Genomic DNA, 22218 nt, shown 5'->3' with positions numbered 1-22218 from the left:
GGCGACACGCTATGATCGCTGTCCCAAGGTCTTCCTCTCAGCCATCGCTCTGGCCGCAACCGTCATCTATTGGTTATGAATCCTGACCCTAGCATGAAGTTGAAATACGTTCTTTGCCAAATCACTCCCTTCCCCATTCCTGCGCGAGGGCAATCGCTTTGGCGAAGGTATTTTGGTGGTTTTGAGTTCTGTCGGGGTTGATTTGGCGGTTTAGTTGCGCCGGGACGTTTTGTATGCCGATGACCTCACCGGCAAGACATGCGGTGCCCAGCGCGGTCACTTCGGCATTCTTCTGAAGGCGCAGGGATTGCTGGAATGCATTTACCAAAACGTGACAAAAATAGGGATTGGCCGTCAAACCCCCATCGATTGAAAACATGCTGCGGGCAGCCGTGGTTTCTGTCATTGCGCGCATCACCTCAGCGGCGCGAAAGGCGATTCCTTCCAGCAAGGCTTGCATCAAATCCTTGGGCCCATCGTCAAGCCCAAGCCCAAGCCATGTTCCACGTGCACGCCTGTTCCAATGGGGGCAGCCAAGCCCGGCAAGTGCCGGAACAAAGGCAAGGCCACGGGAAATGGCACTTGGTTTATCGAAGGCGTTGATTTCGTCGAATTGGTTGAACAATCCCAATCCGCGGGCCCAATTAACGGCGGCTCCAGCCGCAAAGACGCCGCCATCAACGGCATAATTTACCGCTTGCCCTTGTTTGCGCCAGGCAATGGTCGGCAATAGGCCTTTGCTGTGTTCCCGACAGATTGTGTCGCCGGTTAACATCAGCGCAAAAGCACCGGTGCCAAAAGTCACTTTTCCTTTGCCCGGCAGGCGACAGCCAGCGCCGTAAAGCGCCGCCTGTTGATCCACGATCAACGCGGTCAGAGGGGTCGTGGTTTCGCTGCCTTGGATCTGTCCAAAATCACCGGTATTCGAAACAATCTTGGGCAAAGTATCGATCGGGACGCCAAAAAGCGCGCAAAGATCCGGATCCCAATCGCAGGTCTCAAGATTCATCAATGCGGTGCGGGAGGCCGTCGAAACATCGGTGATGCAACGCCCGGCCAGACGATCAACGAAAAATGCATCACTAGTTCCCAACCGCAAGCTACCACGCCTATGGGCCTTTTGCGCCTTTGGTTCGTTTTCAAGGATCCAGCCCAGTTTGCTTGCCGAGAAATAACTATCAAGCGGCAATCCGGATCTGGAAAGTGTAAGGTCTTGGGCGCCGTCGGCCTTCAGCCGGGCCACCACATCATTCGTCCGTTCATCCTGCCAGACAATGACGGGGCTTAGGGCCTCTTTGGTGATGGCATCCCAAGCAAGGCAGCTTTCCCCCTGATTGTCGATCCCGACCGCGTCCAGTGGCCCGGCCGCGTCAAGACAAGCTTGAATATTCCGGATCAACTCTTCCGGATCATGTTCAACCCAGCCAGGTTTTGGCAATATCTGACGATGCCCAATCGCCTTGGCAATATGGGTTTTTCCTGTGCTGTCGTGAACCAGAATGCGGGTGCTTGTAGTGCCCTGATCAATCGCGCCTATTCTCAATCCTGTTCCTCCAGCCCGATAGTGATGCTTGTGGTCGCGCCATGCGCCAGAAGGGGGGCAATCGGCACGAGAATCCGGCGCTCGGGCACGGAATTTATGGATCGCGACCAGATGGTTTTGCCATCCGCCGAAATCACAAGCCGCCCACGCGCGGGGCGGTTCAGGCGAAGTTGTAGATTGGGCATATGCGCCCCGAGACAAGCTGTGGACAGGTGCTGAGGCAGAACATAGCGTATTGCCGGGCTCGTGATCCGAATTGGCGTTTGGCGCCGGGGCTCGGCCCTGTCCGGTTGCCCAAGCGCCTGAACAATAATCCGCGCGGCTTGCCGTCCCTCTTCAGCGCACCATCCATGGGTTTCAATGGGTCTAAGCAGATTGCCCGCACATAAATAGCTGGGATCAGAGGTCGTCATGAATTGATCGATCAAGGGCCCGCCCGTTTTCGGGTCAATCGCAAGATGGCCATTGCGCATCAAGCTTGCTTCGGGGCGGAACCGGCCTGTGCAAATGACACCATCGGCATCCAAAACCTTTTTACGGCCATCGGCGCGCTCGATTTCTATGCCCTCGACACGGTTTTTGCCCAAAATCCGCGTCAATTTGGTCTGGGACAGAATGGGAACACCCAAGACAGCAGGCAAAAGGCGGCTGAATGCCCGCGCTGTGATTCGCGGGTTTTCCTCGATCATCGCGACGGGCTGAATGCCCGCATGTCGGCAGGTCAGCAATGCAGAAAAAGACACAAGCTCGGTCCCCAGAATCGCGGGTTTTTTGAAGGGGACAAGACCTTCAATATAGCTGAAAGCCTGAAGCGCGCCGGTGGTGATAACCCCTTGGGGGCGGCTTCCTGAAATGAACCGCTGAGGGCGGCTTGCTTCACGCGCGCCCGTACACAGAACAACGCGCCGCGCTGTGATCGTTGCGGTTCCTGCATGGCTGCTTAGCTCGAGCGTGCCGCCCGGGTGAAGCGCGGTCACGGTTGTGCCGGTGCGCAGATCGACCCCTTTACGTTCGGCATCTTCGACTTTGCACCGCGCATAATCAGGGCCCTTCAGAAGGCGGTTATATTCGGTGATCCCGAACGGATAATGGCCACAATGGCGGGGAATACCCCCGGCCTCGGCCTCGCGTTCAAGGACGATCACCCGCTCGACACCAAGATGCCGCAATTCAGCCGCCAGTGTCAAACCGGCGGGGCCGCCCCCCACGATTGCAACATCACACAGCTCTTTACGCTCAACGGTCATGGGGATTTTGGCCTTCTACGCATACAGGAACATCAAGCACATCACCTGTGGCCGCCGCAACTGCGGCCATGCAATAGAAGCCTTGGCAAGTTCCCATGCATACACGGGTCCGGCGCTTCAATCCGGCAAAGCTGCGAGGGGCCAAAGGGCCAGCAAGGGCGTTTTGGATATCGCGATGGGTTACTTTTTCGCAATGGCAAATGATCCCGCCATTACCGGGCCGTTGCCAATCCCGCTGATGATAATCGGACAAATGTTGCAAGGCGATTTTTTCAGGCATAGAAACCGGTGGGTTTGCAAAATGTTGTGCGCCCAAAGCGTCACCATGGGTTTTGATAATATGTTCCGCCAGCCCCAGTGCCGCACTCAGACCGGTCGAGCGGATGCCGCCAATATTGACATAGCCCATATCAGGCCGCGCGATGATACGATATTCCTTACGTTCCGTCGCGGGACGGATGCCCGCATAGACACTTGTCACTTCGCTATCGGCCAAAGCTGGCAGGATATCAATCGCCTGCGCCCGCAAGCTAAGAAGCGTCTCTCGTTCGGCCGAGGCATCCTCGCGGCTGTCTTGTTCTTCGGCTGTTGGCCCCACAAGGATATTGCCAAAAATCGTGCGGCACAGAACAACCCCCTTGGTCCGGTCATTCGGCACCGGAAGAATGATCGAGCGCAAATGACGCGCGGCGGCCTTGTCGAAAATGACAAACTGGCCTTTGCGGGGTTTGATCTTGAACGTCGCCGTGCCCAAAAGCCTTTCTTCGACGATATCGCCATATAAACCGGCGGCATTCACCACCGCTTTCGCCTTGATGCACCCGCGCAAGGTATTCAGCGACCATATGTCATTGTCGCGCCTTGCCGACATGATTTCGGCGCCTGGAATAAATGATGCACCATGGGCCAAGGCTTGCGTCAGATAAGCATAAGGGGTTGTCCAAGGGTCTATTATATGCTCGCCAGGTACCTCGAACCCGGCGATGACCCGATCGGATAAGGCCGGTTCGCGCGCCAAAATATCGTTGCGATCGATCCATGCTGCATCATCGACACCGTTTTCATGGGCTTGTTGCAAAAGACCAGATAATTTTTCGGCCTCTTGATCGCTCCAGGCCAAAACCATCGCGCCGGTTTCATGCAGGGGAAGGCCAAGATCTTCACGTATCGTCAGATAAATCTCGCGCCCCCGGGCAACACATTGCTGTTCGAGCGATCCAACCGGCGCGTCAAAACCCGTATGCAAAATGGCGCTATTGCCCTTCGAGGCCCCGTCCAAAGGGTCCATAGCTTTTTCAAGGACAGCCACGCGCGCCCCTTCCAAAGCCAAGCCACGGGCAATCGCCGCCCCGATAATGCCCGCCCCTATGATGGCAATATCAAAACAGTCCTCGGGCATTTCTTCACGCTTAAGCATTCCCACTACCGTTGCGGTGAACCCAGAAATTACTTGTTTCGGTCATATTTTTCGGTATATTTCGAGTCAATAACACGTATTCGGTCAACTTACTACCGTTTTTTGCAGAAGGGGGCGAGCGTGTTTTTGATATCTGTTCGGACAGGAATTTGACCGCACGCGCAACCGAGCGGCGGAAACACATATCCGCCATGGTGGCCACATTGGGAGAGGTCAGCGTAGAGACATTGGCCCATGAGCTCGGTGCCTCGCCCGAGACTATACGCCGCGATCTATCGGTGCTGGAAGATGCCGGAAAGCTTTTGAAAATCCATGGGGGCGCAAAACAAGTCCCCCAGAATGATGAAGGCCCGTTCTACGCGCGCATGAAGGCCAATTTGGCGGAAAAGCGGGCCATCGCCGATAAGCTTTCCGCATGGTTGCAGGGCGATCAGATGGTCTTTTTGGACACGGGCTCGACAACACTTATTGCCGCCGAAGCGTTGGTCAGGAAAAACTCGTTAAAAATCGTCACGAATTCCCTGAAGATTGCCGGGCTTCTGGCCGCAAAACCTGACGGGCCCAAGGTTTTCATGCTTGGAGGCTGGGTTGAAGGCGATAATAGCGAAACCATTGGCAGCGCGACGGTCACGGAAATCAACCGTTTCAACGCCGATTACGCGATCATCACGGCCGGAACCATCTGTCCAAAAAGTGGGGTTTGCGATTTTAGTTTTGACGAAGCCGAAATTGCACGGGCGATGACACGCAAGGCAAAAAGAACCGTCATATTGGCCGATGCGTCAAAGCTCGGGCGGCGTGCCGCCTATCCGGTATGTGCCTTGGCGGAAATCGACATTCTTATATCCAATGCTCTGCCAAGTGCAAAAATGCGTGATGCGCTGTCACAAGCCAGGGTTCAGGTGCTATGACCGGCGCGCCCGAACGCCTTCTTGCACCGCTGCTTCATCCCCGCACAGACCTATTCTCTCCCCTTTCGAGGTTCTAATGGACGTTTTTGATCATATCATTGTTGGCGGCGGTGTGATTGGCGCGTCAATCGCCTATCACTTGGCCTGCAAAGGCGCTGGAAAAATCCTGTTGCTAGAGCGCAATGAGCTTGCAAGCGCAGCATCAAGCCGGGCGGCAGGATTGCTTTTGCAAGCATCAACCAAGCCGGCAAATACACCAATGGCAAAGCAAACCATTGAAACCATACGTAAACTTGAAGACGAGCTGGGCGAAAACGCGGATTTTCATCAGGTCGGCTCGTTGCGTATTGCCGTGTCACAAGCGCGTGTGGCGGAGTTGCAGACCACGGCCAGGGATGCGCTGAAATGGGATATTCCGGTGCAATGGCCCAGCATTGCCGAAATTGGCGAAATGGTGCCGTGGTTGAATACCGATACCATTCTAAAGGCGGCCTTTATGCCTACCGATGGCTATATTGATCCTTATCTTCTGACGATGTTCTATATTCGGGCCGCGCGAGCGCGTGGGGTCGTGATCCGGCCGCGCACCAATGTGAAAGATGTTCTGCGCGACAAAGGAAGGGTTGTGGGTGTCTTGACCGATACCGATAGGATTGCCTGTCGCACCGTTATTGATGCCTGTGGCGCTTGGGCGGCCGTATTTTCGCAACACGCGGGTTTTCCCTTGCCCATGGCCCCGGTACGCAGCCATTATTGGATGACCGAACCCTCGGATATCTATGGCCTAGAACACCCGATAACGATCCTTGCCGATATTGGCGCCTATACACGCCCCGAAGTTGGGGGATTGGTCCTTGGCGTGCAAGAAACCCGTTCCGCAACATTTGACGCTCGCGCGCTGCCAGACGACCCCGCCACATTTTCGCCCACAAAAGGCGAAGAGCATTGGGATGTCCTTGCAGATGCCTATCAGGGCCTTGCGCAATTCTTCCCAGCAATCGAACATGCCGAATTTTCCCATTACATGGCCGGACTATCTTCATATACACCGGATGGAAAAATGCTGCTTGGACCTGTTCCAGAGATCTCTGGCTTTTATGCCGCGGCGGGCGCTTGCGGTCACGGCATCACGCTTTCCGCCGGAATAGGCGACGCGATCAGCGATTTGATCTTAGGGCAACAACCCGCTTTTGATATCGACCCTTTCCGCACGGATCGATTTGGTAAGGTAAACCCTTTTGAGGAAGCCTTTCAATTGCGCTGCGCCGCTGCCCGAGCCTCAAAAACCCGCGCCGATATAGCTAACCCGACATAAATTGATTCAAATTTTGTGCTTGAAGAGTTGTTCTGGTGATTGTCCTGTTTTCCGTCTTAAGGCTTTTACCTTTGCCCATTTTTGTTCGATTGGGTTGAGGTCTGGTGAGTATAGGGGAAGGTATCGCGGCGGCGGAATGTGCCAATAATGCTGACGTCGCGGCGACATTGATCCCAACCCTGACATTAGGGGTCCCGGGAAACTCCGTGGCCGCCGTCATTATGGGCCTAACTGGCCTGAAGCTGTAAAATCGGACAGATTTTGGAACATTTGTGAACAAGGCTTGTCTTCTGAAGGGGCCTTGTTGCGTAAATCGCGTAAGGGATTCACTGTGTAAATCCAGCATGATAGCGTGAGGGCATGAGCAGTTGGGCCCCTACGAAGTACAAGACCACGAACTGGTCGGCTTACAATGAAACGCTGAAGCGACGAGGATCGCTGACTATCTGGTTCGATCCTGAAATGGTGTGGAAGCCTCCGCCGACCGGGAAGTGTGGGCGGCATCCGAGCTTCAGCGATGCAGCGATCCAGACCTGCCTGACAATGAAAGTGCTGTTCGGCATGGCTTTGCGACAGTCGACGGGGTTCGTGCAGAGCCTGCTGAAACTTGTCGGGTTGGATTGGACCGTGCCGGACTTCAGCACGCTGTGTCGTCGCCAAAAGACGCTGAACGTGAGCATCCCCTACCGTGGCGGTGCGGGCCCGCTGAACCTGCTTGTCGATAGCACCGGCATCAAGGCCGAGGGCGAAGGCGAGTGGAATGCCCGCAAGCACGGAGGCCCCAACCCGACCTGCTGGAGGGAGCCGATCCCGTGGCCGGGACGATCGCGGCGGTGGGCGCGATGGACGGCACAGTGCTGCCGATCCAGGGGCCGCCGGGCACGGGCAAGACCTATGTCACGGCGCGGGCGATCCTGTCTCTCGTACGGCAAGGGTACCGCGTCGGCGTGGCCTCGAACAGCCACGAGGCCATTCGCAATGTGCTGATGGGGTGTCTTCTTGCGCTGGAGGACGACGACCCGGACATCACGCTGGAGAACGCCGAGCTCGCTCACAAGGTGAGCGGTGAAGACGACGGCTATCCCGAGGGATTCACCGGCATCACCCGCGCCACGTCCAACGATGACCCTGCGCTGACAGAGGCCCATGTCGTCGGCGGAACTGCGTTCTTCTTCTCGCGCCCGGAACTCGAACAGTCTCTGGACTGGCTCTTCGTGGACGAGGCTGGACAAGTCGGCCTCGCGAATATGGTCGCCATGGGGCGCGCTGCGCGCAACATCGTTCTGGTCGGCGACCCGCGTCACGGATGCAGAAGGCAATCTGATTTTTCGCGGTCACGACACGCTTCGCCACATGGTAATTCCATCGCCCGAAATGCGCACTGCCGACAAGGCACTTCGTAGGTATTTGAGCGAGGGGTATCGCGCCAGTGCCGACGCGAAGGATAGAATGATCGGCCGAGCCATCGGCTTTGTCATGACGACGTATCGCAAACTCGCTTCATCTTCCGTTGCGGCAATCGAGCGAGCACTAGAACGTCGCTTGGAGCGGCTGCAAGGCTTCGATGCCGCATCGGCGCCGGTGATACCTTCAGACGAGCAACTCGAAGGGGATGACAACCTTTCGGAAACTGGGCCAATCGGTGAGGTTGGCGCCTTTTTCGCCGATGAAGCACGCGAGGTTCAGGCCGTTCTGAAACTCATCCGCGTGGCTCGGCTATCGGATGCGAAGTTGCAGACGTTTCTAAATGACGTGGTTTCGCCGCTTTTAGCACAGGAACAAAATCTTTTGGTGTTTACTGAGTACAGGGCCACCCAGAGTTACCTAGCAGAGGCGATTGCGCACGCATGTCCTGGGGTGCAGGTTGCCGCGATCAACGGCTCGATGTCGCTGGATGAAAAAATAAGGAATGTCCGCGCCTTCAACAGCCGAGAGGCTCAGGTCATGTTATCGACTGAAGCAGGGGGCGAAGGCCTAAACCTGCAAGACGCCTGTCATATCATGGTGAATTACGACTTGCCCTGGAACCCGGCACGTTTGGTTCAACGGATCGGCCGCTTGTACCGCTATGGTCAGACACGGCGCGTTCAAGTTATCAATTTGCAGTCGGATGATGGGTTCGACAACAGCGCGATCACTTTGTTGTTGGATCGCGTCAGTACGATTGCACAGGATATGGCAAGCGTTGCCGGCGAGATGAAGGATGCATTGGCTGCGGAAGTGCTCGGAGAGCTGATGTCTTACATCGACATGGAAAGCATCCTCGAGCGTGCGACAAGCATGAAGATGGACCAGACGGAAGAGGAGATCGCTGAAGCCATACGCGAAGCACAGAAGGCGCGGGCGGCCGAGGACGATATTCTGCAATTTGCATCCGCTCACCAGACACGCGTTTCGGGCGGCTTCGACTTTCGGCATATGGTCAGCTTTGTCAAAGGGATGGCACCAATCGCCGGATACGACGTGAGGGCCGAGATGCATGGCGGAAAGACGCTTGAGATTGAGCTCGGCGAAGAGGATATCGGTCGCTGGCCAGAATTCGGCCGTCGCAGCATTGTGCGCCTGACGGCCGACCACGCAAAGGCAATCGCTGACCCGTCGCTTGTTCCTATGGACTTCGAAGCCGGTTTTGTGCGTGATCTCTCAGAGCTGGCTAACGATCGGCTGATTTTCGACGGACTGTACGCGGAGGCCCAAACGGAAGCCGAAGATCACGAGGACGTGGTGGCCGTTCATCAGGTTCGCTGGCAGGGTCTTTCTGGCGAGTTACTAGAGGAAGAGTTGATCGCTTCGTCTGGTAACAAGGACGGTGCCAAGGAGCTGCCGCACGAAGAGTTTGCGGAACTGCTGCTGAGACCAATGGAGAGTGTGCCGGCATCTACGCCCGGAGACGAGGATCGGTTAATCGCAAAGGCCTTTGCGCCGGCGGTTGAAATTTTTGTCTCGCGCTGGGCCGAAGCCGACCGCATGCCGTCGTCAGTGTTTCTGGGTGCAGCTCTGAAGAGAAGGCGTCAGCTCCCCGGAATGTAGCACCCAAATTCGACAAAATCGCGGAGGGGGCCAACCGCACTTGCAGCTTTGCTTGCTCCAGTCCGTTGTAGCATGCTGCAGTCAGTGGCGGCGCGGTGGTATTTTCCCGCCATAATCTCGGCAGGATAGGGAGCACTCACGCCGCGTCGCGGGTGTAGGATGTGACGATGCCGCCGAGCTGGCGGTTGCGGCGGATCGGGCCGTCACGGACGGGCCGGAAATCGACTTGCAGCACATTGTTCCCGATACCCCGTCCACGGTGCGGACGCTCGGTGTTGTAATGGCGCACCCAAGCCCGCAGGATGTAATCGAGCTGCGAGCGGCTGAAGCAGACGAAGAAATCCAGACATTCACGCTTCACGGTGCCGATGAAAGATTCGGCGAAGGCATTGGCGTCTGGCGCCCTGTGCGGGATCTGGATCACCCTGGCACCTTCAGATGCCCAAACGGTATCGAAGCTGGCGCTGAACTTGGTGTCGGCATCGCGGATGAGGAAACCCGGCGCGATCCCATGCTCTGCACACCACATAAGCGTGTTGCGTGCCTGCTGGGTCACCCATGCCGAGTCCGGGGCATAGGTCGGGACGCTACAATAAACCCGGCGACTGCCGATGTGGATGAAAATCAGCACATAGGCTGTCAGCGGCCCACGGGCGGTGAGCACGGTCTTGGTGAAGAAGTCACAAGCAACCATGCTTTCCATATGTGCCTGGACGAAGGTGGTCCATGGCAGGGCTGGCTTTTTCTTGCGCTTCTCAGGGCTCGGGTGGATACCAGCATCATTCAGGATGCGCTTTACCGAGTTGGTGCCGGCGTAGAGCCCCAGCTTTTTCAGTTCCCCGGCGATCCGCTTGTAGCCCCACAGAAGGTTTTCCGACCCGATGCGAATGACGACGTCGCGCAACTCCTGTGTCAGGCGCGGTCTGCCCACGGCCTTGAAGGGGCGTCCACTGCGCATCTGGGCCAGCCAGCGCTTATAGGTCAAAGGCTTGGCGACCTCCAGTAGCCCGTCGATATCATGCCTACACTCCGCTCCGATGCGCAGCAGTTCGGCTTTCTCTTCCGGAGACAGGATAATCCTCTGCGTCGGGATGCGGGTTCGCAGGATCTGGATTTGGGCCCTGAGCAGCCTCAGCTGTGCGTTGTGTCGGGGCATGAAGAGCTGGGTCAGGAAGACGATAAGGAGTGAGAAGGTCGAATTCATCTTGCCAGGCTCCACCGCGGCGCATAAAAAATTGCTGCCATTTCAGCGTGATGGGCCTCGCTTACATTTTGGCACCCCGCTCAGGAAGGCCAAAAATGCTTGGGCCTGGTTGTGGCCGCGAAAAATCCGAACGTGGGATGTGTTGGCGCCTTTGCGCGAGTTTCGCTGCCAGTCGCGACTGAATCGAATGGCGATTCAAATCATCAGTCATCTAAATTAAAACAATAGCTTAGAGGGTGGAGAACGTTCGATTTCAGACCCATCCCCTCCGCCATTACTCCTTCTAACAGAGAACTATGTCTGCCCCGGCGTCTTGGCTGTGCAACGCAGTTTCGTGAACCACGCCAGATTTCCGAAAGCCCAGGATCGTATACCCTGGTCGCTATTGCTTTCCCTTAAAAGAACACCCGTTAAGCCGGAAAATAAAAAACACTATAAACATTAACAAAAATATCAATTTGATATAGAGTTATAGTGTTTTTGTTCTGTATCGCTTGGGTTTTCGTGTGACACAAACGCTTTATGACAAATACGGTGGCTTCAAAACGATCAGCCGTGTCGTGATGACCTTCTATGAAATGGCGTTGGATTCGGATGATATAGGCCATTATTTTGAAGATATCGACATGCCTCGGCTGATTGATCATCAGACGAAATTCGTATCGTCCCTGATTGGCGGACCGGCGTCATTCAGTGATGACAGGATCGAAGCCGTTCACAGGCATCTGGGTATTTCACACGACGAATTTGATGTGATGGCTGAGCTGTTTGGCGAAGCGCTGAGCGTGCATGGTATGTCCGATCAGGATATCAAAACCGCGCTGGCTGCAATTGAAGGGAAGCGTTCAATTATCGTCGCCCGAAACGCGGCATGAGCATTCATGCGATAAACGAACAGCTGTTACGCGCCATCGGTGTCGGCATTGCCGTGGTGCGCGCCTCGGATCTTCAGTTCGTGTTTCATAACGGACCTTTCGCAGAGTGGTTTGGAACCCCCGAGAACGGCAGTACTCTTACGGACATTCTGCCTGCCCTTGATCCCAAAGAACTGGAAGACGTCAAGCAATCGGGCCTGAGATATTCGGTTGAGTTGCAGATCAAACCAAAGCGGCGGACCTTGATCTTTGCGGTCGCAGTTTCGTTGGCAAGCGGATTGTCCGAGCAGGTTCTGATTGTCGAGTGCCAGAACATCACGCGCATTCGCGAGCTGGAAAGCATGATCGACAGCTATTCCACCATGGTCGAACGCAACACACGAGAACTGGAACGCGAGAAAGAACGGGTTGAACGCCTGCTTTTGAACTTGATGCCACGGGCGGTTTATGAAGAATTCAAGACATTCGGTGTTGTCACTCCGCAGCTCTACAAGCAGGTGTCTGTGGTCATGCTGGACTTTGTGGGTTTCACCGATTTCGCGGCCAAGACCGACCCGACAGTGACCCTGAGTGAGTTGAACGACATTTTCACGGCGTTTGACAGGATCGTTGAACAATTCGGGTGTGAAAGGATCAAAACAATAGGTGACGCATATCTTGCGGTCTCAGGCATGCCTGACCCGACACCCGATCACGCGACTGCAGTGGCTCATTGCGCGGTACGTTTCCTGCGTTATCTCGAACGCCGTAACGAAAGCCATCCGCACAAATGGCAGGCCCGGATCGGTTTGGGCATGGGGGCCGCAGTCGGGTCTGTCGTGGGCATTCAAAAATACGTCTACGACGTTTTCGGTCCGGCGGTAAATATCGCGTCCCGACTGCAAATATTCGCCAATCCTATGAAAATCGTTGCGCCGGAAGAGATGAAATACGCCCTGATTGACGAGTTTCAGGTCTCGGACCTGGGACGTGTCGACATAAAGGGAATGGGCGAGATGAATCTTATCAACGTAACGTCCGGGCTGAGCTTACCGCAAAGCAGTCGAACTTTTTGAAAGGTGTCAGTCGTCCTGAGGGATCAGACCCAGCCCTCGCAGATAGATACCAATGCCGCTTTCCAGCAGGTCTTCCGGGGGGAAGGGAGACGTCGCCCCGGTATTGCGCGCGTATAATTCGACCACGCCATGGCTCATCGCCCAGATGTGCGCGCTGAACATCGACGCGGGCGGGCGCTTTTCTGGTGGAATATGTTGCGACAAGTCAGCGGCTGCTTTCTCGAGAACCGATTTGGCCCGATTGGCGGCCATGGATAATTCTGGGGTGCGATTCAACGAAATTCCGCTTTCAAACATGGCGATGTAGTGGCCGGGGTTCTTCCGGGCAAAAGCCAGATAGGCCCGCCCGGTTGCTTCGAAGGCGGATAGGGCAGAGGGTTGGCCTGTGTCATAAGCGTATTGCATCAGGTCCGCGAACATCTCGAATCCCTGCCGTGCGGCTTCGGCGATAAGGTCTTCGCGCCCTTCAAAATGGCGATAGACTGCGGCTGGTGTTACGCCAGCGGTTTTGGCGGCTTCAGATAACGTAAAACCTGTCGGCCCCTTTTCTTCGATCAGGGACAAGGCTGCCTCGATCAGAGCTTGCTTTAGGTTTCCGTGATGATAACCGCGTTTCGACATCCCGGCCTCAGGTTCTTCGATTAGGTATTGGAAGACAAGGGGATAGATCAAATACACCCGGTCGTCCAACACTTGCCCTTGAAAGCCTTGGCCGGGCAGGGCGAAAACGCAACCTACGCTTCCCAGACATCCGGACCACCGCAGATCAGGGGATCAATGTTACCAATGCTTTTTGCGTCCTTCTCATCATAGTCCAGCGTGTGCAGGACCGATTGAATTGCTGCAAGACGGGCGCGTTTCTTGTCGTCGGACCGGACTATTGTCCAAGGAGATATGTCTGAGTGTGACCGGGTAAGAGTTTCCGAAATCGACTGTGTGTATTCGTCCCACTTGTCCAACCCTGCCACGTCAATCGGGCTGAGTTTCCATTGCTTTAACGGGTCGGTTTCACGGGCCAGAAAACGGTTTAGTTGCTCAGCGCGCCCGACATTGAGCCAGAACTTGAAGAGTTTGATGCCATCATTGACCAGACCCGTTTCAAGCGGCAGAACCTGACGAAAGAACCGCTCGCGCTCTTCCCGGGTGCAGAAACCAAAGACGTTTTCGACCACGCCGCGATTGTACCAGCTGCGGTCAAAGAACACGATCTCGCCGGCTGCAGGCAGGTGCGGGATGTAGCGCTGAAAGTACCATTGACTGCGTTCAGTTTCCGAGGGTTTGCTGAGCGCCACATTGCGCGCGCCGCGCGGGTTCAGGTTTTCGCGAAACCGTTTGATCGTTCCGCCCTTACCGGCAGCATCGCGGCCTTCGAAGATGATGGCGATCCGTTGCGCCGTGTCCTTGACCCAAGACTGCATTTTGACCAGCTCGATCTGGAGCAGTTCCATCTGCTCTTCATAGTCCTTGGGTTTCATCTTCTCGCTATATGGGTAGGTCGGGTTCAGGATATCGCCTTTCTTCGAATTCTCGATCTCATCCCGCATAGCTTTGGGCGCGCTATCCTGAAAATACTTCTCGATAGAACCTTTTTCGGTCCGAGCCATATGTCACCTCGCGATAAAACCCATATCCGACTATGGATTAGAGCTTGGATTAACGCAAACCTGCACGCTGCGCTGCACGATCAATTGCGGCAGCAACTTCGGGCGCTGCGACAACCTGCGGCATGTGACCGATCCCCGGTAACGCGACCAGTTCGGCCTGCGGGATTTGCTGGATCAGACGTTGCGAATGCCATTCAAGGCCGACAGTGTCATCGGCGGTGCCGTGAACGATTTCGGTTGGCACTGAAATCTCACCGTATCGCGGCTGCAATTGGGTTATCTCATCCAATAGGTTGGCCCGTTGCTTGGCATTTGCATGCATGGAACTGCGCCGAATGGTCAGGCCGGGCCCAAAATGTTCAGCATATCCAGCGGGGGCCGATTGGGGCGCAAATACACTGTCCAATGCCCGCGTTACGTACCAATCGGGCACAAAGGAAGAAATCAGAGGCAGGGCGAGCGTATTGCCGAGCGTGGTAGACGCTAATTGGTTAAACCCATCCAGCGGCGTTTCCCACGGAATGGCGGCGGGTGCGATCAGAACAAGTGCTGAGAGGTCGTCGGGCCTGGTGACTGCCCATGCTAGTGCCACTGAACCACCGTAGCTTTGGCCCGCCACGACAGGCTTGTCCGCCCCAAGCTGGGCAGCAGCTTTTTGCAGGATATCCGCTTGCTCCGTGATCATTTCACCGTCTGGGTTGAAACTTTCTGAAAACCCCAGGCCAGGCCGGTCAAAAACGATGACGCGGTAGCTTTCCGCCAGAATAGGTGCCAGCGCAAAGGTCATGTCGCGGGTGTTGCCGCTTGAGCCGTGAAGAAGGACCACATCTGGCCCATTCCCTATGACAACCGCATGAACCGCGATTCCGTCGACATCAAGAATCTGGCCTTCGGGTGGGAAAGCCGCTTCTGCCTGTGCTTCATTCCGGGCGCTGCGCCACGCAGTCACAGCGACAAGGCCCAGAATGATGAGGCTAAAGGATATCAAGGTCTTAGTGGCCAATTTTGCTCATATCAAAAGGCGTCGTCTGATAGATTTCGTTTATCCAGTTTCCGTAAAGAAGATGCGCGTGACTGCGCCAACGGTTTTGAGGTGTCTTGGATGGGTCATCATCCGGATAGTAGTTGATCGGCACGTTGATGGGCGTGTCATTGGCGACGTCGCGGTCATACTCCTGTTTCAGCGTGTCGCTGTCATACTCAAAATGATTGAAGATATACAGCGCGCGGTGGCTGGGATCTTCGACCAGACAGGGACCCACATCATCGCTGCCCAGAAGGGTCGTCAAACCCTGCGCGGCGTCGATCTCATCTTGTTTCATTTCCGTCCAGCGGCTGACCGGGATAACGCAATCGTCAGAGAACCCACGCAAAAAAGGTGATGCAGGGTTCAGGTTGCGGTGGCGGAAACAGCCAAAGGCCTTGGCATCCAGCATGTGTTTTCGGACACCGTGAAAATGGTTGATCATCGCCATCCCGCCCCAGCAAACACCAAAGGTTGAATGAACGTTGGTTTGGGTCCAGTCGAAGATCTCGCTGATTTCATCCCAATAGGTGACATCACCAAATTCCAGATGCTCGATCGGCGCGCCAGTAATGATCAGGCCGTCAAATTTCTGGTCCTTGACCTCCTGAAAAGGCTGATAGAACTCGGACATATGCTCGGCGGCAGTGGTTTTTGTCTGATGTTCCGTCATACGGATCAATGACAGTTCGATCTGCAACGGGGTTGCACCGATCAGGCGCGCAAACTGGTTTTCCGTCTGGATCTTCTTCGGCATCAGATTTAGCAGCCCGATGCGCAGGGGGCGAATATCCTGACGCATTGCCTGATCCTCGGACATGACCATAACGCCCTCTTTGTTCAGGACGTCAAAGGCGGGCAGATCAGAGGGAATTTTGATGGGCATGTGTCTGACTTCGAAGAGATTAGGGAAAACTGGTAGTTAGGCGTTATTGCGTCTGGCCTCAAGGGTGCGTTCGATCAACTCATCGAAATCGGCCGCATCGCGGATCTTGCCGATGTCGTTGGCATCAATCGTCACGCCCCAGTTCTTTGCCATCGCCTCGTATCGGGGCTGACGATGGGCCAGGGCTTGCGCATAGGTCCAGCGGACAAAATCATCGGGGTTGACCTCGGCCTCTGCACAGCCGTGTTGATCCAGATACTCGGTCCAGGAACGTGTCAGGAAATCAGCCTGATAGGACATGGGTTTTGGGGCCTTGTCGAAACGGCGCACAAGGTCGGCTGTGTGACCCTCGTCACCCTTCAGCCAGATCATGAGGGTGTGCCGCGCGAGTTCGGACAAAACCTGATCCCTTGGGTCTTCGGGATCTACCCACTCGCAGATGGATCCGCCCGTATCGCAGATAAAGTGAGGATATTTGTACAGACGCTCGGCGCGGTCGATGAAGTATTCGGTGTCCAGCAGCGCATGAATTTCGGCCAAGCGAAACTGTTCCTGCCTGCGGCGGTATTCCGGCATGTCCAAGCCGCCCAGATCGGGGTTTCCCGGCTTGCCCAGATAAGCGGCAACAGGTGTCAGGTTGGCGAATGAAATATTCGAACCGATATAGATCGAATCCGACAACAGCAGTTCACGCAAGAACGGAACTTTCATGGCCTCGGCCTTGGCATTGTCGGTGATGTACTCGCCCATATAGCGCGTGCCGATCCGGTAATCGATCGAGTAGTGGAACCAGTTCCCGGAATCTCTGAGGATGTTGGATACGTAGGTCTTGCCCAACCCCGACATGCCAAAGAACAGCACTTTCTTTCGGCTTGCCGTGCGCCAGTCATTGGCTGAGGTGTAGATCATTTTGCGCTGTCCTTTTTTGCCCTAGCTAAATCGGGCAGCGCACGGCGTCAATTGGGCCGGGGCGAACGATTCAGAACCAAAAGGCCAATCGCCAGAACGGCAAAGCCCAGAAAGGCGTTAGGGGGCAGGGACTCTTCGCGCAGCAATGCACCCAGAACAATAGCGACCGGAGGTATGACAAGTGTGACCAGCATCAGATTGCCACTGCCGGCCATTGCCAAAACCCGGTAGTAAAGCAGATATGCGCCGGCCGTTGCGACAATCGCATAGTACCCGATGGCCACCCAGGTTATTGCGGGTAGCGCCAAGCTGGGTACTCCATCAACTGCTAATGTTATTGGCAATACCAGCACTGTCGAAGCCGTCAGCATACCGGCGGCGGCAATCACCGGGGGAAGGTGCGATAATGTCTGCCTCGCCCAAGCCGCGGCACATGCGTAGGAAACTGTTCCGGCCAACACTGCAATCTGAGCGGTGCTTTGCAGGCTGAAACTCAAGAAGTTCAGCAATCCAATCGCGATTGAGACACCAAGAAAGCCCAGGCAGACACCCAGTAGCCGGGTTTTTGTCAATCGCTCGTCGCGAAAAAACAGTGCTGCTATCAAAACGCCGAAGATCGCAGTCGCCGCGTTCAGGATCGCCGTCAGACCCGTGTCAATGTAAAGCTGCCCCCAAGCCATCAGGCTGAAGGGGATGACGTTGTTCAACAGCCCCATGACCAGAAAAGTGCCCCAGATACGGGGCGCGCGCGGCACCTTGATCCGCCTGATCCAAGTTACCAGCCACAAAACCAGCATGGCCCAGAATGTGCGATGCAAAACCGAGGTCATCACGGGAAGCGTGTCCAGAGCGACCCGGATGGAAACAAAGGAGGCGCCCCAGATCAGTCCAAGGAGCAAAAGCTCGGCCCAGGCGCGGAGAGAGAGGTGTTTTTGTTCGTTCATGCGGGCACTGTTTCATTGATGTTAACCAACGGCGACCCGGTTCATGCGAAAAAGCCCCGCAGAAACTGCGGGGCTTTACAGTTACATAAGATTACTCAGATCAGTTCAGAGCGTATGTGATCTGGAAACCAACGCTCCAGGCGCTGTTGCCTGTGAACGTACCACGTGCCGCGGGACCAGCACCATTCGCGGTGGCATCCCCGATGTCGGTATAACGAACACCGCCCGAGATTTTTGCCTTCTCAAGCGAATACGTGCCACCCAGACCGATGCTCCAGAACCCATCTGTCGGACCGAGGTTCGAAACCGGCGTACCTTGGGAAGTTTCGTAGCCCAGTGTCACAGCACCAGAAAACTCTTCCGAGAACTGATAACCCAAACCCAGCGAGTAGGTGAACGTGGCGTCGTCATAGTCAACCAGGTTGCTGGTCGGCGGATAGTTTGGCGGATTATACACAAGTTGTGGCCAGTCGACCCAACGGATCGAGCCAAACAACAATGTCTTGGGCGCCACGCCCGTTTGAAAATCCAGATTCACAGACTGCGGTGTTTCAATCTCACTCGAAGTGTTTACAGGCAACCCTCCGGTCAAAGCACTGGATTCTGTCTGTGAAAGATCGTGGCTGATCTTGGAGTTATAGGTCAGAGATACGCGCGCGGCGATCTCAGGTTTTTCCCAGGCGACGCCCACGACATACCCGAATGCGGTATCTGCGTCAGTATTCACCTGATAGCCTGCGGTAATGGGAACAGTAATCGAAGCCTCGACGCGCTGCGCGCGAATACCGCCGATCGCACTGAATCCACCGCCGAATTTGTACCGTAGCAAAGCGGTAATCGCATCAGTGTCAGCAGTTGCCTGCAACACGCGGGGGTCTGTGGGATTAACCGGGTTGATCGAAAGCGGGTAGGCGGCCGCATATTGAATATCGGCACCGTAGGGTTGATCATAGATCAGTGCGAAATCAAGCTTTTCGGTAAGCGCCGTTTTGAACCCAAGGTGCGGTGTAAAAAAGTCGTTCGCAACTTCACCTGAACTAATGGGTTGGCCGCCGTTTGTACCAAAAATGTCTGGCATCGTGCCGGTCACGCTTGGGTCGGTATACCCCAACCGAAACTGAACTGCAGAGCCTTCTTCAAAGATCAGGTTGATACCCTGACCGCTGCGGTCCAGACCGCCTGCAAAACCAGCCGTTGCTCCAACGCACAATGCGCACGTTGCGAGTAGTGTTGTTTTCATTCTGTCCTCCCGAACTTTTTTCGAGTATTTGCCTGGCGAAGAATTGAGTGAGTCCAGCGCTTACCCGTGTGTAATGCGCGATACTTTCTTTTCAGTTAGTTTAAGGTCAACTGGTGACGGTGCGTTACTTGTTGCCACTACAGTTCTGAACTGTTGCCAAACTGTTACGATTTTCGGACCAGATGTTCAGGAAAATGCCAGTAAAGATGACGGCAGCGCCGATCAGTACCCAATGGTCGATGGGTTCATGATAGAGGAGCATCCCGATTACTGCGATTGTCGGAAGACGTGCAAAATCAAAGGGAATGACCACGGTTGCCGGGGCTATGGATAGGGCATTGGTAATACAGAAATGCGCCAGCAAACCCGCCAGCCCAACCAAAATCAGATAGGGAGCGGTCTGCATTGTCGGAAGCGCAATCTGACCATCGATGCCAGCGGCTGTGGCCCCAAGGACTGCTTGCATTGTAGTCAGCCAGAAAACAATACACCCAATGCTGGAAAATCGCGTGAGCTTCTTGGTGGTAATCGTTGTAAACGCAAAGAATACTGCGGATGCGGCGGCTGTCATAAGGCCGGGGCTCAAAGGGGCAGCGCCGGGGCGCGTGACGATCAGAACGCCCGAAAACCCGATAAGCGCCGCTATCAACCTGAGCGGCGTCAACCGTTCGTTCAGAAACAGCGGCGAGAGCAGGATTACCCAAAGCGGCTGTGTGAACTCCAGCGCGAATACCTGCGCCAAGGGAGCCACTGCCACGGCGTAGAACCAGAGATTTTGCCCCGTGAAATGTAAGGTGTTTCGTAAGGCGTGCAATCCCAGCCGTTCCGTCGAAACTTGCTGCCAGTTGCGAGTCACAGTCAGGACAGTTGCAACAACAACGAACCCAACGATGCTGCGATACATCATGATTTCAAAGGTATCATGCGCAGAACTCAGTTCACGCCCTGCAACCGCCATGGAAGAGAATGAGGCGATCGCGCCGGTCATCCATAGACCGGCCTTGATTACGTCTTTCTGCGCATGGCTCATTTCGAGCGTCCCTCAGGTTCGTCGCGGGGCCGCGCTGCCAAAAGACCGCAAAGCCAAGCGCTTATGATAAGCAGACTAGGTTCGTCCGGCTAATCAAACGCCGAAGGTGCGCCAGATTCAAGGTCGCATAGGTGACTGCCCGGTACAAAGGCTTGAATGAGTAGGGCGTTTTGCCGCTCAATCAGTTAAGTTTTACGCAGACACCCGCCGGTCATTCCCACTCGATGGTGCCGGGGGGTTTCGATGTGATGTCATAGGTACACCGGTTGATGCCTTTGACTTCGTTGATGATCCGCGTTGCCGTTTCGCCCAGGAATTCATGGCTGAACGGGTAGTAGTCCGCGGTCATGCCATCGACAGATGTTACGGCCCGCAGCGCGCAGGCGTAGTCATAGGTGCGCCCGTCGCCCATGACACCTACGGTCCGCACTGGCAAGATGGCAACAAAAGCCTGCCAGATGTCGTCATAGAGGCCGTGTTTACGGATCTGGTCGATAAAGATCGCATCAGCTTCACGCAAGATGCCCAGTTTTTCGCGGGTGATTTCACCGGGGCAGCGGATTGCCAGACCAGGGCCGGGGAAAGGGTGACGTCCGATGAAGCTCTGTGGAAGGCCAAGTTCGCGGCCAAGCGCGCGAACCTCATCCTTGAAAAGCTCTCGCAGGGGCTCGACCAGCTTCAGGCCCATCTTTTCCGGCAAGCCACCGACATTGTGGTGCGATTTGATGGTTACAGAAGGCCCGCCCGAAAATGACACCGATTCGATTACATCCGGATAAAGCGTCCCTTGCGCCAGGAACTCGGCCCCTTCAATGGTGTCAGCGTGTTTTTGGAAGACGTCGATGAACAGCTTACCGATGATCTTGCGCTTGGTTTCCGGGTCGCTTTGCCCTTCAAGCTCGCCAAGGAACAGTTCGGATTCGTCCGCGTGGATCAACTGGATGTTGTAGTTGTCGCGGAACATGCCGACGACTTCTGTCGCCTCGTTCTTGCGCAACAGCCCGTGGTCGACGAAGACGCAGGTCAACTGGTTCCCAATCGCCTCGTGGATCAGGATCGCCGCGACCGAGCTGTCAACACCGCCCGACAAACCGCAGATGACCTTCTTGTCGCCAACCTGCTCGCGGATCTTGCGGATCATTTCTTCGCGATAGGCCCCCATGGTCCAGTCGCCCTTGAAACCGGCCAGCTTGACGAAGTTCGCGTACAGCTTCGCGCCCTTCGGCGTGTGGTGCACCTCGGGGTGGAATTGCACGGCATAGAAGTGACGCGACGGATCGGCTGTGATCGCAAAGGGCGCGTTAGGCGATGTGCCGAAGACCTGAAACCCCGGTGCGATTTCACTGACGTGGTCGCCGTGGCTCATCCAGACCTGTTCATCCCCGTCGTCAAACCAGCCGTTCAGAATTGCCAGTTTGTCTTTTGGCGTGACAAAAGCCCGACCAAACTCGGCCGTGCCATGGCCGCTTTCGACCTTGCCGCCAAGCTGGTGCATCATCATTTGCTGGCCATAACAGATACCCAGAATCGGCACGCCATAGTCAAAAATCTCTTGCGGAGCACGGGGCGAGCCCTCGCGCGTCACACTGTCCGGCCCGCCCGAGAAAATCACCGCGCGCGGGGCCATTTCCCGCACGAAATCCATCGTGACATTCTGGTAAGGGTGAATTTCGCAATAGACATTCAGCTCACGCAGGCGGCGGGCAATAAGCTGCGTAACCTGGCTGCCGAAGTCGATGATCAGAAGGCGGTCGTGGGATGTCTGGGTCATGTCAGCGCCTTAGGGCAAGCCCGCACATTTCGCAAGAGCGAGGTCCGATTCCAGCGCGGGAATCAAAAAAGATCACTGCAAAAATTTTTGACTCGAGGGTTTACACCGGTGGCTCCGTCGGCGCACTTGGACAGGGCAGAAGGGTACGCTTTCCAATTCCAGATTTCACCCTTGGCGGCCGGTTCGCCGGATTGCCGCGCGGCAATGTCGCTT

At 55.6% G+C, this 22218-nt stretch carries 19 protein-coding genes and 3 pseudogenes; 8 read left to right on the top strand and 14 right to left on the bottom strand.

What is annotated here, in order from left to right:
* Positions 1-121: 121 nt before the first annotated feature.
* The 3 genes from ACR0ID_RS03915 to ACR0ID_RS03905 are packed head-to-tail and all read right to left on the bottom strand — an operon-like array spanning position 122 to position 4207.
* Positions 122-1543: an FGGY family carbohydrate kinase gene (locus ACR0ID_RS03915; RefSeq protein WP_480484920.1), complete on the bottom strand. Its 1422-nt coding sequence runs from the start codon at positions 1541-1543 to the stop codon at positions 122-124.
* The gene (locus tag ACR0ID_RS03910) at positions 1540-2790 is read right to left on the bottom strand and encodes an NAD(P)/FAD-dependent oxidoreductase (RefSeq protein WP_480484921.1); all 1251 of its coding nucleotides are present in this window, start codon (positions 2788-2790) and stop codon (positions 1540-1542) included. Before ACR0ID_RS03910 ends, ACR0ID_RS03915 begins: the two co-directional genes overlap by 4 nt.
* Positions 2780-4207, bottom strand: a complete 1428-nt coding sequence (locus ACR0ID_RS03905) for an FAD-dependent oxidoreductase (protein WP_480603848.1) — start codon at positions 4205-4207, stop codon at positions 2780-2782. Before ACR0ID_RS03905 ends, ACR0ID_RS03910 begins: the two co-directional genes overlap by 11 nt.
* Before the next feature lie 149 nt (positions 4208-4356).
* Here ACR0ID_RS03905 and ACR0ID_RS03900 point away from each other — a divergent pair, with 149 nt between their 5' ends.
* Together ACR0ID_RS03900 and ACR0ID_RS03895 are read left to right on the top strand one after the other, a co-directional pair.
* Positions 4357-5118 (top strand): DeoR/GlpR family DNA-binding transcription regulator, encoded by a 762-nt coding sequence (locus ACR0ID_RS03900; RefSeq protein WP_480487289.1) that lies wholly within the window; start codon positions 4357-4359, stop codon positions 5116-5118.
* Positions 5119-5194: 76 nt separating this feature from the next.
* A complete protein-coding gene (locus ACR0ID_RS03895; protein ID WP_480519630.1) occupies positions 5195-6433 on the top strand; it encodes an NAD(P)/FAD-dependent oxidoreductase in 1239 nt (412 codons plus the stop codon).
* 39 nt (positions 6434-6472) lie between these two features.
* Here the strand turns inward: ACR0ID_RS03895 and ACR0ID_RS03890 are convergent.
* Positions 6473-6556 (bottom strand): annotated as a pseudogene (locus ACR0ID_RS03890) (transposase); the annotation flags it as partial.
* Between ACR0ID_RS03890 and ACR0ID_RS03885 the strand changes: the two are divergent.
* From ACR0ID_RS03885 to ACR0ID_RS03870, 4 genes and pseudogenes are all read left to right on the top strand, one after another.
* A pseudogene (locus ACR0ID_RS03885) lies at positions 6550-6660 on the top strand (tripartite tricarboxylate transporter permease); the annotation flags it as partial. The pseudogenes ACR0ID_RS03890 and ACR0ID_RS03885 sit on opposite strands and share 7 nt — an antisense overlap.
* A 133-nt stretch (positions 6661-6793) precedes the next feature.
* Positions 6794-7237, top strand: a pseudogene (locus ACR0ID_RS03880) (IS5 family transposase); the annotation flags it as partial.
* Positions 7238-7245: 8 nt separating this feature from the next.
* Entirely contained in the window at positions 7246-7836 is a 591-nt protein-coding gene (locus tag ACR0ID_RS03875) for an AAA domain-containing protein (protein ID WP_480603889.1), read from the top strand.
* Positions 7837-7882: 46 nt separating this feature from the next.
* Positions 7883-9463, top strand: a complete 1581-nt coding sequence (locus ACR0ID_RS03870; protein WP_480603845.1) for a C-terminal helicase domain-containing protein — start codon at positions 7883-7885, stop codon at positions 9461-9463.
* Positions 9464-9599: 136 nt separating this feature from the next.
* Here ACR0ID_RS03870 and ACR0ID_RS03865 read toward each other — a convergent pair whose 3' ends face one another.
* Positions 9600-10667 carry an integrase core domain-containing protein gene (locus ACR0ID_RS03865; protein ID WP_480603843.1) on the bottom strand — a complete coding sequence of 356 codons (1068 nt, stop codon included), beginning with the start codon at positions 10665-10667 and terminating at the stop codon, positions 9600-9602.
* 506 nt (positions 10668-11173) lie between these two features.
* Between ACR0ID_RS03865 and ACR0ID_RS03860 the strand changes: the two genes are divergently transcribed.
* Complete coding sequence (locus ACR0ID_RS03860; protein WP_480493317.1) at positions 11174-11542, top strand: group I truncated hemoglobin; 369 nt, start codon at positions 11174-11176, stop codon at positions 11540-11542.
* Complete coding sequence (locus ACR0ID_RS03855; protein ID WP_480472441.1) at positions 11539-12597, top strand: adenylate/guanylate cyclase domain-containing protein; 1059 nt, start codon at positions 11539-11541, stop codon at positions 12595-12597. Before ACR0ID_RS03860 ends, ACR0ID_RS03855 begins: the two co-directional genes overlap by 4 nt.
* 6 nt (positions 12598-12603) lie before the next feature.
* On the opposite strand, the gene ACR0ID_RS03850 is transcribed toward ACR0ID_RS03855, so the two are convergent.
* The 9 genes from ACR0ID_RS03850 to guaA all read right to left on the bottom strand — a co-directional run bounded on the left by ACR0ID_RS03850 (position 12604) and on the right by guaA (position 22005).
* Positions 12604-13218 (bottom strand): TetR/AcrR family transcriptional regulator, encoded by a 615-nt coding sequence (locus ACR0ID_RS03850; protein WP_480476721.1) that lies wholly within the window; start codon positions 13216-13218, stop codon positions 12604-12606.
* Between the two features lie 113 nt (positions 13219-13331).
* A complete protein-coding gene (gene ppk2, locus ACR0ID_RS03845; RefSeq protein WP_480603839.1) occupies positions 13332-14201 on the bottom strand; it encodes a polyphosphate kinase 2 in 870 nt (289 codons plus the stop codon).
* A 49-nt stretch (positions 14202-14250) separates the two neighbouring features.
* Positions 14251-15204: an alpha/beta fold hydrolase gene (locus ACR0ID_RS03840; protein ID WP_480603836.1), complete on the bottom strand. Its 954-nt coding sequence runs from the start codon at positions 15202-15204 to the stop codon at positions 14251-14253.
* Entirely contained in the window at positions 15194-16111 is a 918-nt protein-coding gene (gene metA, locus ACR0ID_RS03835; protein ID WP_480603834.1) for a homoserine O-acetyltransferase MetA, read from the bottom strand. The genes ACR0ID_RS03840 and metA overlap by 11 nt, the downstream gene beginning before the upstream one ends.
* A 36-nt stretch (positions 16112-16147) precedes the next feature.
* Positions 16148-17020: an ATPase gene (locus ACR0ID_RS03830; protein ID WP_480516818.1), complete on the bottom strand. Its 873-nt coding sequence runs from the start codon at positions 17018-17020 to the stop codon at positions 16148-16150.
* A gap of 47 nt (positions 17021-17067) precedes the next feature.
* Positions 17068-17964, bottom strand: coding sequence for a DMT family transporter (locus ACR0ID_RS03825; RefSeq protein ID WP_480603832.1), 897 nt, complete (start codon positions 17962-17964; stop codon positions 17068-17070).
* A 100-nt stretch (positions 17965-18064) separates the two neighbouring features.
* Positions 18065-19204, bottom strand: coding sequence for an OmpP1/FadL family transporter (locus ACR0ID_RS03820; RefSeq protein WP_480603829.1), 1140 nt, complete (start codon positions 19202-19204; stop codon positions 18065-18067).
* 124 nt (positions 19205-19328) lie between these two features.
* Positions 19329-20234, bottom strand: coding sequence for a DMT family transporter (locus ACR0ID_RS03815; protein ID WP_480603826.1), 906 nt, complete (start codon positions 20232-20234; stop codon positions 19329-19331).
* Between the two features lie 211 nt (positions 20235-20445).
* Positions 20446-22005, bottom strand: a complete 1560-nt coding sequence (gene guaA, locus ACR0ID_RS03810) for a glutamine-hydrolyzing GMP synthase (RefSeq protein ID WP_480603824.1) — start codon at positions 22003-22005, stop codon at positions 20446-20448.
* Positions 22006-22218: the final 213 nt, after the last annotated feature.

Source organism: Ruegeria sp. AL2 (genome assembly GCF_056540845.1).
This window is presented reverse-complemented; position numbering and strand designations above follow the sequence as displayed.

Coding starts and splice junctions, on each gene's coding strand:
- ACR0ID_RS03910 (WP_480484921.1), bottom strand. CDS start 2,790: ATGACCGTTGAGCGTAAAGAGCTGTGTGATGTTGCAATCGTGGGGGGC.
- ACR0ID_RS03905 (WP_480603848.1), bottom strand. CDS start 4,207: ATGCTTAAGCGTGAAGAAATGCCCGAGGACTGTTTTGATATTGCCATC.
- ACR0ID_RS03895 (WP_480519630.1), top strand. CDS start 5,195: ATGGACGTTTTTGATCATATCATTGTTGGCGGCGGTGTGATTGGCGCG.
- ACR0ID_RS03870 (WP_480603845.1), top strand. CDS start 7,883: ATGATCGGCCGAGCCATCGGCTTTGTCATGACGACGTATCGCAAACTC.
- ACR0ID_RS03865 (WP_480603843.1), bottom strand. CDS start 10,667: ATGAATTCGACCTTCTCACTCCTTATCGTCTTCCTGACCCAGCTCTTC.
- ACR0ID_RS03855 (WP_480472441.1), top strand. CDS start 11,539: ATGAGCATTCATGCGATAAACGAACAGCTGTTACGCGCCATCGGTGTC.
- ACR0ID_RS03850 (WP_480476721.1), bottom strand. CDS start 13,218: ATGTCGAAACGCGGTTATCATCACGGAAACCTAAAGCAAGCTCTGATC.
- ppk2 (WP_480603839.1), bottom strand. CDS start 14,201: ATGGCTCGGACCGAAAAAGGTTCTATCGAGAAGTATTTTCAGGATAGC.
- metA (WP_480603834.1), bottom strand. CDS start 16,111: ATGCCCATCAAAATTCCCTCTGATCTGCCCGCCTTTGACGTCCTGAAC.
- ACR0ID_RS03830 (WP_480516818.1), bottom strand. CDS start 17,020: ATGATCTACACCTCAGCCAATGACTGGCGCACGGCAAGCCGAAAGAAA.
- ACR0ID_RS03825 (WP_480603832.1), bottom strand. CDS start 17,964: ATGAACGAACAAAAACACCTCTCTCTCCGCGCCTGGGCCGAGCTTTTG.
- ACR0ID_RS03820 (WP_480603829.1), bottom strand. CDS start 19,204: ATGAAAACAACACTACTCGCAACGTGCGCATTGTGCGTTGGAGCAACG.
- ACR0ID_RS03815 (WP_480603826.1), bottom strand. CDS start 20,234: ATGAGCCATGCGCAGAAAGACGTAATCAAGGCCGGTCTATGGATGACC.
- guaA (WP_480603824.1), bottom strand. CDS start 22,005: ATGACCCAGACATCCCACGACCGCCTTCTGATCATCGACTTCGGCAGC.